Origin of the sequence: Mycobacterium intracellulare ATCC 13950 (assembly GCF_000277125.1) — a bacterium.
GTDB lineage: Bacteria > Actinomycetota > Actinomycetes > Mycobacteriales > Mycobacteriaceae > Mycobacterium > Mycobacterium intracellulare.
This window is the reverse complement of record NC_016946.1, coordinates 1,066,071-1,081,237: the sequence shown is the minus strand read 5'-3', so window position 1 is coordinate 1,081,237 and position 15,167 is coordinate 1,066,071. Positions and strand designations below refer to the sequence as shown.

General features: G+C 61.6%; 14 protein-coding genes, 1 tRNA gene and 2 pseudogenes. 8 read left to right on the top strand and 9 right to left on the bottom strand.

Annotated elements, in window-relative coordinates:
• Nucleotides 1-9: 9 nt before the first annotated feature.
• The 5 genes and pseudogenes from OCU_RS30335 to OCU_RS30315 all read right to left on the bottom strand — a co-directional run.
• Nucleotides 10-807 (bottom strand): hypothetical protein, encoded by a 798-nt coding sequence (locus tag OCU_RS30335; protein ID WP_009956357.1) that lies wholly within the window; start codon nt 805-807, stop codon nt 10-12.
• Nucleotides 808-892: 85 nt separating this feature from the next.
• Nucleotides 893-2,110: a class I SAM-dependent methyltransferase gene (locus OCU_RS30330; RefSeq protein WP_009956356.1), complete on the bottom strand. Its 1,218-nt coding sequence runs from the start codon at nt 2,108-2,110 to the stop codon at nt 893-895.
• Nucleotides 2,111-2,179: 69 nt separating this feature from the next.
• Nucleotides 2,180-2,593, bottom strand: a complete 414-nt coding sequence (locus OCU_RS30325; protein WP_225337481.1) for a hypothetical protein — start codon at nt 2,591-2,593, stop codon at nt 2,180-2,182.
• Between the two features lie 299 nt (nt 2,594-2,892).
• Complete coding sequence (locus tag OCU_RS30320; protein WP_014379363.1) at nt 2,893-4,293, bottom strand: hypothetical protein; 1,401 nt, start codon at nt 4,291-4,293, stop codon at nt 2,893-2,895.
• A 501-nt stretch (nt 4,294-4,794) separates the two neighbouring features.
• Nucleotides 4,795-4,986: pseudogene (locus tag OCU_RS30315) on the bottom strand (IS3 family transposase); the annotation flags it as partial.
• Nucleotides 4,987-5,200: 214 nt separating this feature from the next.
• On the opposite strand from OCU_RS30315, the gene OCU_RS51875 reads away from it, so the two are divergent.
• Complete coding sequence (locus tag OCU_RS51875; protein WP_009953171.1) at nt 5,201-6,256, top strand: IS110 family transposase; 1,056 nt, start codon at nt 5,201-5,203, stop codon at nt 6,254-6,256.
• Here the strand turns inward: OCU_RS51875 and OCU_RS50975 are convergent.
• Nucleotides 6,257-7,244: pseudogene (locus OCU_RS50975) on the bottom strand (IS3 family transposase); the annotation flags it as partial. It abuts the gene before it with no gap.
• Between the two features lie 357 nt (nt 7,245-7,601).
• On the opposite strand from OCU_RS50975, the gene OCU_RS30295 reads away from it, so the two are divergent.
• The 7 genes from OCU_RS30295 to OCU_RS30270 all read left to right on the top strand — a co-directional run bounded on the left by OCU_RS30295 (nt 7,602) and on the right by OCU_RS30270 (nt 13,490).
• Nucleotides 7,602-8,498 (top strand): bifunctional DNA primase/polymerase, encoded by an 897-nt coding sequence (locus tag OCU_RS30295; protein ID WP_014379358.1) that lies wholly within the window; start codon nt 7,602-7,604, stop codon nt 8,496-8,498.
• A 196-nt stretch (nt 8,499-8,694) separates the two neighbouring features.
• A complete protein-coding gene (locus OCU_RS30290; RefSeq protein WP_044059202.1) occupies nt 8,695-8,913 on the top strand; it encodes a helix-turn-helix transcriptional regulator in 219 nt (72 codons plus the stop codon).
• A 65-nt stretch (nt 8,914-8,978) separates the two neighbouring features.
• On the top strand, nt 8,979-10,130 hold the full coding sequence (locus OCU_RS30285) for an AAA family ATPase (RefSeq protein ID WP_052315296.1): 1,152 nt from the start codon (nt 8,979-8,981) through the stop codon (nt 10,128-10,130).
• Nucleotides 10,131-10,363: 233 nt separating this feature from the next.
• Entirely contained in the window at nt 10,364-11,140 is a 777-nt protein-coding gene (locus tag OCU_RS50180; RefSeq protein ID WP_014379355.1) for a hypothetical protein, read from the top strand.
• A 159-nt stretch (nt 11,141-11,299) separates the two neighbouring features.
• On the top strand, nt 11,300-11,950 hold the full coding sequence (locus tag OCU_RS30280) for a recombinase family protein (RefSeq protein WP_080587918.1): 651 nt from the start codon (nt 11,300-11,302) through the stop codon (nt 11,948-11,950).
• A complete protein-coding gene (locus OCU_RS30275) occupies nt 11,947-12,129 on the top strand; it encodes a hypothetical protein (protein ID WP_014379353.1) in 183 nt (60 codons plus the stop codon). The genes OCU_RS30280 and OCU_RS30275 overlap by 4 nt, the downstream gene beginning before the upstream one ends.
• Nucleotides 12,129-13,490 (top strand): tyrosine-type recombinase/integrase, encoded by a 1,362-nt coding sequence (locus OCU_RS30270; RefSeq protein WP_041787033.1) that lies wholly within the window; start codon nt 12,129-12,131, stop codon nt 13,488-13,490. The genes OCU_RS30275 and OCU_RS30270 overlap by 1 nt, the downstream gene beginning before the upstream one ends.
• Here the strand turns inward: OCU_RS30270 and OCU_RS30265 are convergent.
• From OCU_RS30265 to OCU_RS30255, 3 genes are all read right to left on the bottom strand, one after another.
• A complete protein-coding gene (locus tag OCU_RS30265; RefSeq protein WP_014379351.1) occupies nt 13,483-14,421 on the bottom strand; it encodes an HAD family hydrolase in 939 nt (312 codons plus the stop codon). The genes OCU_RS30270 and OCU_RS30265 overlap by 8 nt on opposite strands.
• Complete coding sequence (locus tag OCU_RS30260; protein WP_142305253.1) at nt 14,422-14,841, bottom strand: hypothetical protein; 420 nt, start codon at nt 14,839-14,841, stop codon at nt 14,422-14,424.
• A gap of 170 nt (nt 14,842-15,011) precedes the next feature.
• Nucleotides 15,012-15,088 (bottom strand) — tRNA-Leu (locus tag OCU_RS30255).
• Nucleotides 15,089-15,167 lie beyond the last annotated feature (79 nt).

Below are 15,167 nucleotides of genomic sequence, written 5' to 3'. Positions count from 1 at the left end.
TTGTCGGGTTCAGTGCCGCTTGTCGCGCACCTTGTACGTCGACGGCCACGACTTGCGGGACTCGTCTCCGGTCAACGGGGTTCCCATCCCGCCGACCTTGACGGCGTAGGCCTCCTTGCCCGGGCCCACCTCTCGGTTGGCGTGTTCCTGGGCGAGGAAGTACAGCTCGTCGATGGTGGCCTCGTCGTAGGCGACGAAGGAGGTTTCCCGCGCCACATCGTCGATCCCGGCCAGCATCCGGTCGGGCAGCAGCCGCGAGGCCACCGCGGCCAGGCCCACCAGCCCGAAGGGGATGATCCAGTAGCAGAGGAAGGACAGCGGGGTCTTGGTGTCCAGGATCAGGGCGGAGGCGTTCGCCGCGGGCCGTTGCACGATCGACGGGACGGCCGAGGAGACCGTCATGGCGGCGAACGTCGCGACCCAGACCCAGCCGAGGACCTGGACGACGCGGCCGAACAGCTCGGTTTTGGCGACGTCGGGCGCGTGCTCCGCGGCGGCGAACTCGGCCACGAACGGCTTGCCGACCAGCATCCCCACCAGTGTCACCACCAAGATCCCGGCGTTGCTGAGCGTCAGTAGCCACCGCTCGAGGAACGACTGACTGAGCGTGAAAGTCAGCACAGTGAGGATCAAAAGCGCTGCGACAGAAGCGAAGTCAAAGAACTGCCACCGCCTGCCCGTCGCGCCGCCCAGCCCCAGGCCGGCGGCGGCGACCGCCAGCGCGACCAGTACTGCAGCGGCGAAGGGAACGTTTCCGACAAGGACCCAATACACAATCCACGGCGCGAGACCGAACAGCATGCCCATGCTGGGTCAGTGTATGAGTGACGGTTTGCTCCGGCGTGGGCAGGCCCAAAATGTTGGTCCGACGCTGAACCACGTCGACCGGGTGCTAATCCGACGACGTGTGCAGCGCCATCGCCAGGAAATCGAGGCGCCACAGCGACTGGAACAGCTGGTGCCCGAACTCGCGCACCCGCGTGCCGTCCTCCCGGCTGCCCTGGGCCACCGCATCGACGATTTCCCGTATGGTGCGCCGCCCGTCGACGCGCCGGACAAATGCCAACTGGGCCGCGGTGAGTGTCAGCTTCGCGCCGGGAAGGTGAATCTCGTCGCCGGACAGCAGGCATGCCGTCCGCGGCAGGGGGACGTAATCGAGGGACGACGCCGTCGAGAAGTCGATCGCATAGTCCCGTGTCGGGCGTTCGGGGCGGCAGGCGAGGAAGAAGTGGGTGGCATTGGCCGGCTGCAGGCGTTCCATCACCGACCACAGCGTGGCGTCGGGCAACCGGTTCAACAGCGACTGAAACGGACCCGTCTGCGCAAAGAGCCCGTCGTGGGGGTAATACGGCGAATTGCGCAGCCAGCCCTGGAACGTCAGCCCGGCGGCGCCGACCAGCTCCAGGCATTCCTCGACGGTGTAGCTGCGTTGGCGGGCGTGCAAGAAGGTGTCGACCAGCGCGCCGTCGGACATCAGGTCACGCGCGCCGTGCAGGTAGGGACGGACGGGATGGTCGGGCGGCAGCGCCGCAACCGCCTCCTTGACCAGCTGAACCGACGCGTCGTCCTGCGACAGGCCGAGGTCGCGAAACGCCGATTCGAGCAGCTCCACGCCGAACCGGCCGTACTTGGCGTAGAGCATGACGCCCAGGGCGCCGTCTCTGCGCAGGCATCCACCGAGCGCGCTGAGCCCGGCCAACGGATCCGCCAGGTGGTGCAAGACGCCGGTGGAGACGATGAGGTCGAAGTCGCGGGACAGTGCCGAGACCTCTTCGATGGCCAGCAAATGCAGTTCCAGGTTGGTCAGCTGATGCTTGTCCTTCAGGTACCGCTGGTGATCCAACGCGGACCGGCTGACGTCGATCGCGACGACCCTGGCGGCGCGGTTCATGAAGGCGAAAACGGCCGCCTGGAACGTGCCGCAACCCGCAATGAGGATGTCGAGATCCGGCTTGTATGCGCGGTTCGGCCACAACACGCGATGCGCATAGAAGGGGTCGAACCAATCCCAATGGTTCTTGGTCCACGCCTCGAGATCGGTTACCGGGGGCGGATATTCCCACCGATCGTATTGGCGGGAGACGCCATCAGCCCGCGGATCCTCGGACACCTTCGCGCTGGCTCCTTCGCGGTGGCGGCTCGCACAACGGTCTCGAGCAACTTACCGCGAGTGGGGCGTTCAGGGGCGGGTCGCCGTTGCGTCCCAGCCCTCCAGGTACGTGGACACGTCCTCGATGTCGTCGGCGCTTCTCCCGAGAATGCTTTTGACGGCCTTGCCATGCACGTAGATTGTCACGGCCTGCGCGCTGGCCTTGTCGTCCTTGTTGAAACGCCTGACCAGCCACCGTTTGATGCTGTCGGAGATATCGGCCAGCAACAGGGACAGGAATTGGGTTGTCACGCCGGCGAGGATGTAGACGCTGACCGATTCCGGCGTCTGAACGGCGAACTTGCCGGCATCAGGCATTCGGAGGGTGACGTTGCGCCCTTCGCTGGCCAGCTCACAGCGCAGAGCGTCAACGTCTTGCCGGGAGCCCGGATCGAAAGCCGTACGAATAGTTGGTCTGAGCAATACCGACGGCTGTCCATCCATCCCTGGACACTAGCCGCAAACCCGCACCGGCGCGGCGAGGCGGTGGATGCGGGCGTGGCGTCCACACGGCGCGCGTGCGTGTTCGGACGGGTTTCGCGGTGCCCCCAGTCGGACTCGAACCGACACTTGACGGATTTTAAGTCCGGATCCCTTGTCCGATTGTGGTTGCTGCAACGCCTCGCGGCGACCCAGCAGAGCCGGAAAATTGCACTTCAGCGGTGCTGTACAGGCGGCAAAACGGGCAATAGGGCCGCTGCTGGCTCATTGCCGCAGGCAGCCGTCGTGCTGCCGCGCTGCTGTCACGGTGCTGTCACGCCGTCAGCATCACCGCTGGCCTGGTCGTCAATGACGTCGTTAGGTTCGTAGTTGACGACGAAGCGCAACACGCGCGGAGCAAGCGGGCTCAGGGGCGGCCACGGGTTGCGGCGCGTGAAGCCGGGACCGTTTTGCAACGCATGCAGTCCGTTCGGGTGCGGGTAACGGCTCAACAGCTCCCGTACCGTGGCAACGTCATCCGCCACGTTCGGGTACAGGATCTTGTCCAGCTTCTCCTGGAGCGGTCCCATCAACGGCTGAACCGCTTTGATCATGTCCAGCACGCTGGGATCAGACTCCATGTCTTCCAGCTCTCGACGCTTCAACCACTTCTTCTGCGACGAGTTGTGCGTGAAGCCCAGCATGAACTCTCGACTCATGTACACGTTCGCCGTAGGTTCCGCGTCCATCGATGCCCCGAAGCCCCACCTGAAGGCGTTGATGTCGCCATGCTGCAGCGCACCCCGCAGCTCTTCCAGCCAGCCGTACTCAAACGACGTCTTACGCAGCTCGTCAAACAACTTCTCGACTGCCTGGACCTCAGGACCGCGATTAAACGCCTTCTTGGCCGCCCTGACCGTCTGCTCCCTGTGGCTGTATAGCGCCGTGGTGAATGAGATCAGTGCAGACCGGATCTTGCGCCTATGTTCGTCCCAAGCGTCCTCGTCAAAGAGCGATATCCGGTTGTCTCTCAGATCAATCAGCAGTGCCATCACCACATCGCACAAACGGTCGCTCTCATCGGAGATGTGCTCCAGCAACTCGCTGTCGATCATGCGCCGAAGGCGTTCGTAGGCATCGCGGTAACGTTTGTCATCGTCTTCAGTCAACGAGCTCACCTTCTCCATGATCGGGGCGTCAGAACGGCTGGGGTCCAGGTGAAGAAAGATCGCGCCGTACGGGTCTGCGGCTGCTTCGGCCTCGTGGGCTTCGTCTTGGGCCTGCAACTTGTCAGCGGCTTCCTTGATCCTCTGCATGCTGGTGATCGCCGAATTGTTGCGTTGCTTGATCACTTCGGCTGACGGTAAGCCGTTCGATAAGGACTGCTCGCTCAGCTGGCGCACGCTGCGCAGGGCTTCCCGCAAGGACTTGAGAACGTCATCGCGGGTCATCCGGTCTCTGACATCCGGGGTCTCGTAATAGTCCACCGTCGCTGCAAACGCCGCGTCCATGAGCGCCTGCAACGTCTCGAGGACAACAAGAGCGGCTGCAGTAGCAGGCCGCGGAGGATTTTCAGTGAAGGATGCCTGCCATGCCTCGCACGCCTTCTCGCAGAGATCTATCGGACCTTCCTCCACGATGTCGTCCAGTGACGATGTGAAAGCGTTCAGCCGGCCGATCCACTCTCGTACGCGCTCTACTTCTTCCTGGTCGTCATCCTCCACGTCTGTACCTTTCCTCGTACTGTCACATCGTGTGGCTCCCTTCTGGTGGGCAGCCCTACAGGATCGCACGAAGGACCGACAAACGGCACGACCGTTCACGGCGTGTCGCAGTCGTGGCCTGCGGACCACAGTGACAACGGCGACGTACCGCTGTAATCTGCAGACGTGCCGCTGACACGGCACCACGGCGCAGGAAACGGCGCGCATCTCAAGTAACGGCCTGACGGCTCGGCACGCACTTGAGAACGCAAACAGTCTGGCGTTAAGTCACGGCCCTTCGGGAGGCACGCGCGAAACGCGGTCCACCTTCACCGACCGGTGAGGTGCCGTGTTTCGACCCCGAAAGGGATAGCAATGTCTATCGACAATCAACGCAGCATCGGCCCCGAGACCACCCTCTTGGAAGTAGCGCGCACTCTAAGCGCACTTTGCCAGCTGCGGCCCGAGAAGGCCGAGCAGTTGGGACTGCCCCGAGTTCAGTTGACTCGCGGGGTGTGATTTTCAGGCCGCGGTTGCGACTGGTGTGTGGAGCAGTTCGAACTCTATCGGGGTGAGCCTGCCGAGTGCGCGTTGCCGGCGGCGTCGGTGGTAGGTCCGCTCGATCCAGGTCACGATCGCCAGGCGTAGTTCGGCTCGGGTGGACCAGCGTCGCCGGTCGAGCACGTTGCGTTGCAGAAGGGCGAAGAACGACTGTGACACTTCCAGCATGCTGCGCGGCAAGGTGGTGCTGGCTGACGTGACCCACAGAATGACCGACCCCACCGGTGTCCTCATTGAGAGATATGTCCGTCAGCCGCACCGCCGACCTCGATGGCTTGATTAGGAGCTTGTCCCTTCGGGTGACCCATCACAGTCCTGCCTCAACTCCTCGGCGGAGTCCTTAACGCCGCATCAGAAGGAGCAAGGCATGGCACTGGCAGAACTCGTCGATCACGTCATTGGCGTAGATCCTGATCGTGATCGGATTACCGCGGCCGTCGTATGTTCGAAGACCCAGGGTGAGCTCGCCTCGAAAGTTTTTCCCACCACGGCCCGCGGGTATGGGCAGGCGTTGCGGTGGGCAGCGCCCTACACGACCGAGGGTCGGCGGGCCTGGTCGATTGAGTCCACGGGGAGCTACGGCGCCGGCCTCGCGGCAGCCTTGGCGGCGAAGGGCGAGTTCGTCATCGAATTTGACCATCCCTGCACCAGAGCGGCCAAGGACGGCGCGAAGTCCGACTCCCTTGACGCAGTCAGGGCCGCACGGGAGATTCTCGGACGTAAGAGTTGGGCAACCCCGCGGTCGCGCGGTACGCGCGAAGGGCTGCGCACACTCATCACCGCACGCGATAGCGCGAAACTTGCCCGGGTCGCTGCGATTAACGTGCTCAAGGCTCTTGTCGTAACCGCGCCGGTTGACCTCCGTGAGGAACTCCGAGGTCGACCCCTGATGGCGTTGGTGGCTCGTTGCCAACGACTGCGCCCCGACACTGCTACTGACCCCGAATACGCGGCTACGAAGTTGTCCTTGCGCAGCACTGCGAACAGAGTCAGGCAACTGACCGACGAGTGCCGCGAGCTTGAGTTGGCGATGATCCCGCTGGTGCGGTCGATGGCACCCGCGCTACTCGATGAACCGGGCATCGGTGTGCTGATGGCCGCTCAGATCCTCGTGTCCTGGTCACACCCCGGCCGCTGCCGGGACGAAGCCGCCTTCGCACGCCTTGGCGGCGTTGCACCGCTCGAAGCGACCTCGGGTCAAACCCAGACTCGCCACCGTCTCTCACGTGGTGGTGACCGCCAGCTGAACCGTGCACTGCACACGGTCATCCTGGCCCGGGCCAAGGTTCACCCGCCAACCAAGGCCTACATCGCCCGTCGGGTCAGCGATGGCAAGACCAAACGTGAAGCCATGCGGTGTCTGAAGCGGTACTACGCGCGCCATCTCTTCCGACTTCTCGAAACCGCCCCGATCACCACTTGACACCGATAGGAGCATCTCCATGGCGGCGTTGTCTCCGCACGCACCGACCCGGCCCATCGATCCGTGTAACCCGTTGTGCGACAGTGCGTGGACGAATTTTCGTGACCGAAATTGGCTGCCCCTGTCGGAATGAACGATCGTCGCGACAGGTGCGCGAAGCGCCACGGCGTGATCCAGGGCGGCCACCGCCAGCGAAGACTTCATTCGCGAGTCGATCGAGTAGCCCACGATCCGGTTGGAGTGGACGTCTTTGATGGCGCAGAGGTAGAGCTTGCCTTCGTCGGTGCGGTGCTCGGTGATATCGGCCAGCCAGACCTGGTTGGCGGCCGGGGCGCCGAACTGACGCTGGACGAGGTCGTCGTGGACCGGTGGTCCGGATCGACGGTTTAGTCCACGTTTCTTGGCGAAGATCGACCAGATGCGCTCCTGGGAACACAGCCGTGCGACGCGGTTCTCACCGGCGGTGATCCCGCGCCCGGGAAGTTCGTCTGCGATGAATCGGTAGCCGAATGCGGGGTCGTCGGCGTGGATGTCGCGGGCGGCGTTGATCAGGTGCGCATCGTCCCAATCTCGCTGCGACAGCGGTGCTTTGCGCCATTTGTAGAACGCCTGGGTAGAGAATCCCAAGACCCGGCAGGTCACCGTAACAGGGATCCCGTCAGCGGCAAGGTCGAGGACCAGCGGGTACATCATTTGGGTTAGCGTCCCGGGACAGGTAGCCGACCGCGCGGCGCATCACCTCGGCCTCCTGCTCGAGGAGTTTGATCCGCTTGTGCGCCTCGCGCAGCTGCGCGGCTACATCGTCAGCAACGGCAGATGGCGTGCTGGCCCGGTCGCCACCGTCTTGGCGGTCGGCGATCTTGAGCCAGCGGTGCAAGCAGGCTTCCGAGATGCCGAAGTCCTTCGCGATCTGGCGCAGCGGCGCCTCGCCCTTGCGGGCCACAGCGATGACGTCGGCTCGGAACTCGGCAGGAAACGGTTTCGGCACGAGCTGATCCTTCCAGCGAGGACGAATCCTCACAGGTCAGGAGTCAACCAAACTGGGGGCAGTCCCAAACGTGGTTTGACAACGGCGACAACCGTGACATGCCGGAGTTGTTCTAGTGTACGAGGCGCAAAAGGTTCTTCAGCTGCACAATCAGGGCTACTGCACCGGCTACATCAGCATCCGCCTAGGAGTGCCTAGTGATTACGTGCGGGCCGTAGTGGCTAAAGCTGCGGCCCACCAAGCCATTGCCGATCTAAAGCCGGAAGCCGTGAAGCGTGCCCGCCGTGCCAAGGCCCAGGACAAGCAAGCCAGAGCCCTACGGCTGCTAGAAGAGGCCAAGGCGGACCTAGGGTGAATATGTCCGTATCGCTTCCGGACGTAACCGGTCTGGACGTGTTCGACGCGGCCGTGGAATACGCGGCCAACGGTATTCCCGTGGCGCCATTTGACCCGGCCAAGGGTAAGGGCAAATCGTGCTGGAACCTAGTGGGCTACCGAGACATCACCACCGACGCTAAGCAGCTGCTGCGGTGGAGAGAACAGTTCGGACCCTTCAGCGCCCTTGCCACCAGTCCCGGCCTATATGGCTGTTTGGTGATTGACGTTGATCGGCCGCCCTCCACTCCCCGGCACCTGCGAAAGCACCTGGCCGCTGCTGTGTACGTGGCCACCCGTCCCGATGAGAGCCCCAACCGCGGACACTACTGGTTCTCGCTTCCCAAAGGATTGCGTCTCGGTAACCCCACACTGCCCTTCGGGGAGGTGCGCTGTGTGGGCGGCGGTATCGTGCTGCCTCCCTATGGCAACCGCCGCGTTGTGCGTGCTGGATCGCCGCCGGCTATTCCGAAAGAGCTGGCCAGCTACCTAGCAACACATGTGGTTAAGGCAGGGGCCGGGGTGGTGGTTGGCGGCAATAGGACCACAGTCGGCAAGTTCTGCACCCGCTACACCGGCAACGCCAGGCCGCACAAACTTGATGCGCTGCTGACGATGTACGCGGTACTGCTGGAGCGGGGCCGCAGTCCGCACGACGCTATGCGGGAAGCGCTAAAGGTGGGCATGAGCGAGGCCCGCGTTGGCTATGTGCCCGCTCGAACCGTCATACGGACCCTACGGGAGTACTGGGACCGCGACCGCAACGAGTTTTCACGCCTGGTGCAGTGGGCCATAGATGTGGCAGAGAACAGCAGCGCCGAACAGTTGCAGCTCAAAAGCGACCGCTGTTCCGGTACCGACTCTAGAGAGTATGCGTAGCTAGGAAGAATCTGCCAAACTTTGGCCCATTGCGGCGGCTGAATTGACGACGTGTGTCGGTGTAGCCGCCGTATTGCGCTGAGGGGCAATAGCCTACGGGCCGCAGGGGCAGACATGGCGCGCGTCGTGCGGCAGAATTTGGGCAGTCGACGGGTAACCGTCGGTTAAATCCGAAACATGAAGGGACAGCGCCCAAATGCCTGTGTTGACCCCCGATAAGCAGTTCTATGACTCAGCAGAGACTGTGCTTGTTGCTCGCGAGCTGGGTCATGTCGACGTGAGCTCCAGCACGGTCAAGAAGGCGGCCTACTACGGCGATAGGCCGTTGAAGCGCACCAAGATTGGTGGGCGTGTGTACTTTGCGCGTCAGGACATCGAGGCGTGGCTAGATAGCCGGATCGAGCGGGCCGTCTGATCGAGTAAAAAACGAGACCGCCCAATTGCTTTGACGGACAACGGGCGGTCTCGTTCGGAGGTGAAATGTCAGACATTGTAGCCGACGAGCGGGTCGATACCAGCGGTGAGAGCGGAAGCGCGATCCGCCGGCTGAGCGGCGTTAAACCTACTGCCGTCAAATGGCTTTGGTATGGCTGGATACCCCTCGGAAAGGTGTCGATCCTGGAGGGCGACTCCGATGTTGGCAAGTCCACGGTCACCCTTGCAATGGCCGCTATTGTGTCGCAGGGAAAGCCATGGCCTACCACGGTCGTTGGGGCCAAGCGTGTTGACTCCATAGCGGATCCTGCCGATGTGATCCTTGTGGGCATCGAAGACGACGAAGACGACACCATCGTGCCGCGATTGATCGCTGCCGGGGCGGACCTGGAGAGGATCGCGACGCTCAATAGGCCGGTCGACGAGTGGGGTGACGCAAGGCCGTTCACCATTCCCGACGACATTGCTTGGCTGCGGCAGGGCATCACAGAGACCGATGCCAAACTCGTAGTCATTGATCCCATCTCGGCCTGCATGCCCGAAAACGTCAAGCACGGCGTGGATACATCGATTCGTCGCGTGCTTATGCACCTGGTGGAGCTGGCCCGCGAGACAAGATGTGCCATCTTGTTGGTTCGGCACTTCAATAAGGCCGCTGGCATGAGCGCCAAGCATCGCGGGGGCGGCAGTGTGGCGTACTCGGCGCTGGTGCGCTCGGTGATCTCGGCTGCACCGTTAGTCCGAGAGTCCGAAGAAGGCGCAAAGTACGCGCTGGCACGGGCAATCGGCAATCTGTCCAAAGGCCCAGCCTCTATCGGCTACTCACTTGAAAGCTCGCCTGACAACGAAGAAGTACCGGTTGTCGCATGGCGCGGCACCGTTGATTTGACAGCAGACCAATTGGTCGGCGCTGACGGTGCCAAGGTGGCCGATGCCCGCAAGACAGCGCCGATGCGAGACGCCGCGAAACAGGCTCTCAAGCAACTTCTCTCGGCCGGTCCCATGCGCTCTGACGAAGTGATTGAGAAAGTCCAGCAAGCCACCGGCGCGGGCAAGGGCACAGTGCAAAGTGCGTCAAAAGATCTCGCGGTCATCAAGATTTCCCATTACGGGGATGACGGCGCGATCTCGCACTGGACGTGGGAATTGCCGCCCGGCCTGCAAAGGGTGAAAGAGCCGGACGATGTCGAATTCTGAATCTGCATGTGTCCGTACGGCGCGCCGCGGCGACCTGGTGAAACGCTCTGACCAGCCTAGATGCCACTCGCCCTAACCTCCCGAAAACAATGGCATCTAGTGGTATCTAGCCCTGACCTGCATAGATGTCACTAGTTACCACTAGACAACACTAGATATCAATTCCCTGGGTGACCGATGGGCCGGATGCGACCTGCGGAAATGCCAGCAGGACAGCAACATTGGAGGCGCGAATGAGCGACGCAAATGAGATCATCGACGTAGAAGCAGAGGAAATCGAAGACAGCGATAACCTTCCGGCAGTAATTCCAGCAGACGCATCAAACTCTGAGGCCATCGAACTGCCTAATCGGCAAGACACGCTGCTCGCAGACAATCCGGAAAGACGTTGCGTTGCAACGAATAGCCGTGGAGAACGGTGCCGCAAGTTCGCGATTTACGGAAGCACGGTTTGCCGGACTCATGGCGGAGCGACCAAGCGGGTCAAGGAGGCTGCACGCATCCGTGTCGAGAACGCCTCAAACCGCTTGATGGGAAAGCTGATTGAGTTCGCCTTTGACGACACCAAGCCGCCCGATGTGCAGCTGAAGGCCATCCAAAACAGTTTGGACCGTGCAGGCCTTAAGCCTCCGGCGGAAGTTGTACTAGCACAGGGCGAAGCTAAGCCTTACGAGACAGTGTTCGACTCTATCGGCGGTAATCCTAGTGAGCCACTGGTTTACGACGGTTCAGCCGGCCAGGTAGCCTCCCCCGCACCTGCCTACGGCGATACGGGGTACTCAGGCCTGCAGTCCGTAGCTGAAGAGAACTGCGAGCCGTCTTCGGATAGCGAGCCGCTACGACAGGCTAGGCCGCGCGAGTTCGACCGCGAGAAGCGCCAGCAGCCGCGCGAGCGCCATATCACCGGCGAGGCCGCTATCCGCCTGGCCAACGAAGCAAACCGTCAACATGGCGTGTTCGACGAGCAACTAGCACTGGAGAGTCCGCACAAGCGGTACAGGCGGCCTTAGGACGAGGCAGCCGTGGGAGACCATGTTTGCCCAGTTCAGGCATTGTAGCGCTGCTTGTACCGGTCGGCTAAAAAGTAGGGCGTAAGGCGCAACCGGACGGTTACGCCCCAACCGGAAGGAACACACGAGATGCCGACTAAGTCAGACACACGAGAAGTGATGCAGCCGTTGATGTTTGGCTACACGCGGGTAAGCACAGACGAACAGGCCGACAGGCGTAACGGCCTAGAAGCACAACGCGAAACTATCGACAGTGAGGCCACACGGCGCAGCTGGACCGTAGAGCACTTCGCAGACGAAGGCGTCTCCGGAAAGACCATCGGCCCAAAGCTTACGGAAGTGTTGCAACTGCTGGCTTCTGGCCAAGCCGACGGTTTGGTGGTCGCAAAGCTGGACCGCTTGAGCCGATCAATCGTCAACGCAGCCAACATCATAGAAGCAGCGCAAGCGCAGGGCTGGTCGCTGGTGATCCTGGACCTTGGCGTAGACCTCACTACAGCAGCGGGACGGATGATGGCCATGAACCTTGTCAATTTCGCGCAGTACGAACGTGAATTGATCAGCGAGCGTACGAAGGCCGCTTTGGCCGCGAAGAAGCGCAGAGGCGAGCGTATCGGAAGGCCAAGAGTTGCATCGCCCTCGGTGGTGCGGCGCATTGTGCAAGACCGCGATGCCGGCTGCACTTACGACGCTATCGCTTCCGCGCTCACGGCAGAGAAAGTCCTATCGCCGTTAGGCAATCCGGCATGGCAACCGTCCACAGTGCGCCGGATCTACGCCAGCGCCACCGTTAGCCAGGTGTCCGCATGAACCGGGAACGCCATCAGGACGACAACCCGCACGACATCACTGTGCCAAGTCCGGCCGAAGCACAGCACGACGGCGAGATCACCTGCAAGGGCTACGGCCCGCCGCCGCCAATTGACGATGAGGACGGCGACGGTAACGAAGGTGACGAAGAAACCTCATCTCCGAAGGAGATTCGGTAATGGCTTACATACGCGTTCGCGACACTAAGGCCAGAGCCAAAGGCAGGCAGGTCAAAAGCTACGTTGTGTGCTGGCGGGAGCCGGTGCGAGACGAGTTCGGCGCAATCGTGCCCGGCAAGACGGTGCAGCGTACCGAAACCTTCGATACCGAGAAGGCAGCTAAGACCCGTCTGCTGGAAGTGGAGACCGGTCTGGCCGGTGCCAAAGGCATTGATCCGAGCAGTGCAAAAGCGAAGGCCAATATGCCGCTGGGCACGTATGCCCGGCAGTATTTTGACGGTCTTGCGGGCGCCATCGATCCGAACACGATCGAGGACTACGAGAAGATTTTCCGAGCTCACATCGGGCCGGTATTCGGTAGCAAGCCTGTAGCTGCCATCACGACCGCGGACGTGACAAGATTCCGCGCGCAGCTGCTAGCACCGCATCAGCGGCGGCACGGCAGAGCTAAACCCACAACCACTCCCCGCCCCTGCCTTGTCACCCGTAGCCCTAAGACGGTCAAGCACATTGTCGGCACCTTGAAGCGGATTCTTGATGTGGCCGTAGACGATCAGGCCATACCGAGCAACCCCGTGGTCGCCGGTAGGCGGCACACCACCAAACGCCAGGCCAGCGGCAACGGCCGTAAGCCATTCAAACACCGGCCGCTGACGGCCAACCAAGTAGCCTCGGTGGTGGATTGGATCGAGCGCAACGGCAGCCAGAAACGCGGCAACCCGGTGTACGCGCTGGCGGTCCTGTTTGCCGCCCATACCGGAGTTAGAGCCAGCGAGCTACAGGGTTTGCAGCTGCAGGACGTGGTTTTGTCCACCCTCCCCGCCACGGTTGGAAGCATCCGTATTGTTCGTACCGCCAAGCGTAAAGGCCGGGGCTGGAACTACGGCACTCCCAAGAGCGAGGCGTCGACGGATCGCGTAGTGCCGCTGGCGCCGTGGCTGGCGGATGAGCTACGGCAATACCTGGCTACGGTTCACCCGTTTTCGGCCACCAACGCGGCAGGGAACAAGCACGTACCGCACGCTCCCCTGTTTCCCGGGCGGCGCAATCGCTATGTGTTCGATTGGGCTAACCCGATCCACGCCGGAAACCTGTACGAGCACTATCTGCAGCCGGCCTGCCGAGCTCTTGAGCTCGGTAATGTTCGCTTTCATGACCTTCGCCATACCTTCGCCACAATGAACCTCAGCGCTGGCGAGCACTACATGCAGGTGTCGAAGTGGTTGGGACACTCCACGTTCGTGCTGACGCCAACCACCTACGCGGACTACATCAATGAGGATGAATTCACTGCACCAAAGGTTGGACGGGGCGTCATTGAGTCCCCCAAGGTGACCGCTCTGCGACGTGCAGCTATGTGACGTGGCCAGGCGCGTTGACGATGCTGGCGATGTTCTGCTCGCGCTGATTGGAGATTCTGTCTGCAATCTTGTCGAGGGCGAGCATCAGCCAGAGGTCAGCGTCGCTACCCTCGCTGTAGTCGGCCCGCGCCGTGTGGTTCACGCGACCGGTTTCCTGCAGGATCTGAACTTCCCTGTAGTTGACGCCCGTGTGAACGGCCAGCGTTTGACCGCCGTGTTTACGGACAACCGAGAAGACGGGGATATCGCTAGGCCCGTCTGCGATGTACACCATGTTCGCGAACGGAACTCGCCGGTCTTCTTCAGGAATGGAGGCATTCACTTCGACGCCGGGAAGCTTGTTCACACCTTTGTTGATCTCAAACACTGCGCGAGTTTTGGTTGTGTTGTCGATGGTATAGCCGATCTGTGCGAGCAGACCGTTGGGGTCGAAAGTGCTTGGGCCGCCGGATAGATCGGCAGGGGCAGGCAGGAGTTCACACGCATACACACCATCCAGGTGCTCACGAATGGGGTTGCCCTCGATCATCTTCCGGAATCCGGTCGATACGACGTAGTGCTCCACTGTGATTCCGTGACCGCAGTACCGTGGATTGCTCGCGATGACATCCTTGGAGCGCTGCATGAAATCCGGCATGCCGGGGTTCAACGGCACTTCGGCGCCAAGCTCTACAAGCAATGGATTGGTTAAGTCGTGAAACTTGCCGTCACGCACGTATTGCAGCGTATGTTCAAGATAGGCAGTGTCTTTCGAGACTTTAAGGTCGAATTCTCCGTAGAAATCTTGCAGACCATTGACCTCGCGCCAGAACGTGCCTTCGTCCACTCCGTAGCGCTCAAAGAGTGGCTTTTGCATATATGACGGCGTTAGCGTCTTGTCGAAGTCCCAGATGAACGCGATGACGTTCTGGAGGCTTAACGGTGGTGGCACCTAGGCGACCTCGGGTCCTGTGAACCGAACGGTCCCATCGCCATGCTCGACCCAGCCGTGCAAGGTCAGACCCGTGCCCCAGAGGGCATCGTGAGCGCGGCCTAACTCACTCAGCGGAAGAATTGCGGCCACACTTACGCCCGTCTTCCGGACCTTGCGGAGCACCCCCAGCGCCGCTTCCGCCTCGTTGGCGTTATCAAAAACGGCCTCCAAGAGCCGGTGTTGATGCACATAGACAAAGGTCGGGGCCAACATCTCGACGCTAGAGGACGCTTGCTCGTTCCACCGAGCGGCGATGGCGCCAGCGATGGCGCTCGCAGGAATTGAATTCTTGGTCGGGCTTCCGGCCTCCATCATGCCGTCAGTGTAGGAGTCGTTCACCTTCCCGGTAGTCATTCGGCACCGTGGGTCGTTGGTCATATCTGGCAATCTACGCCCGTCCACCGACAACAATCGAACTACAGTTCGAATCGGCAGGAAGGAGGGTCCCCCTCTGCCATACCGCTGTCCTGCCGCTGTCACACCGTGAGCCGACGCGGTCGGTGAACGCCTCACCAACAACCAGAAAACATCTCTAGCTGCTAAAACACTGGTGCCCCCAGTCGGACTCGAACCGACACTTGACGGATTTTAAGTCCGCTGCCTCTGCCAATTGGGCTATGGGGGCCCGGCGGCGAATCTAGCGCGTGAAACCCGAACACGGGGCATCGCATCCCGGCCGGTATTTGCCAGACGTCCAACGTGCG

What these genes read in the sequence shown, in the direction of transcription:
- OCU_RS30335 (WP_009956357.1), bottom strand. Translation starts at nt 807, where the DNA reads ATGGGCATGCTGTTCGGTCTCGCGCCGTGGATTGTGTATTGGGTCCTT.
- OCU_RS30325 (WP_225337481.1), bottom strand. Translation starts at nt 2,593, where the DNA reads ATGGATGGACAGCCGTCGGTATTGCTCAGACCAACTATTCGTACGGCT.
- OCU_RS51875 (WP_009953171.1), top strand. Translation starts at nt 5,201, where the DNA reads ATGGCACTGGCAGAACTCGTCGATCACGTCATTGGCGTAGATCCTGAT.
- OCU_RS30295 (WP_014379358.1), top strand. Translation starts at nt 7,602, where the DNA reads ATGTCCGTATCGCTTCCGGACGTAACCGGTCTGGACGTGTTCGACGCG.
- OCU_RS30290 (WP_044059202.1), top strand. Translation starts at nt 8,695, where the DNA reads ATGCCTGTGTTGACCCCCGATAAGCAGTTCTATGACTCAGCAGAGACT.
- OCU_RS30285 (WP_052315296.1), top strand. Translation starts at nt 8,979, where the DNA reads ATGTCAGACATTGTAGCCGACGAGCGGGTCGATACCAGCGGTGAGAGC.
- OCU_RS50180 (WP_014379355.1), top strand. Translation starts at nt 10,364, where the DNA reads ATGAGCGACGCAAATGAGATCATCGACGTAGAAGCAGAGGAAATCGAA.
- OCU_RS30280 (WP_080587918.1), top strand. Translation starts at nt 11,300, where the DNA reads ATGCAGCCGTTGATGTTTGGCTACACGCGGGTAAGCACAGACGAACAG.
- OCU_RS30275 (WP_014379353.1), top strand. Translation starts at nt 11,947, where the DNA reads ATGAACCGGGAACGCCATCAGGACGACAACCCGCACGACATCACTGTG.
- OCU_RS30270 (WP_041787033.1), top strand. Translation starts at nt 12,129, where the DNA reads ATGGCTTACATACGCGTTCGCGACACTAAGGCCAGAGCCAAAGGCAGG.
- OCU_RS30260 (WP_142305253.1), bottom strand. Translation starts at nt 14,841, where the DNA reads ATGACCAACGACCCACGGTGCCGAATGACTACCGGGAAGGTGAACGAC.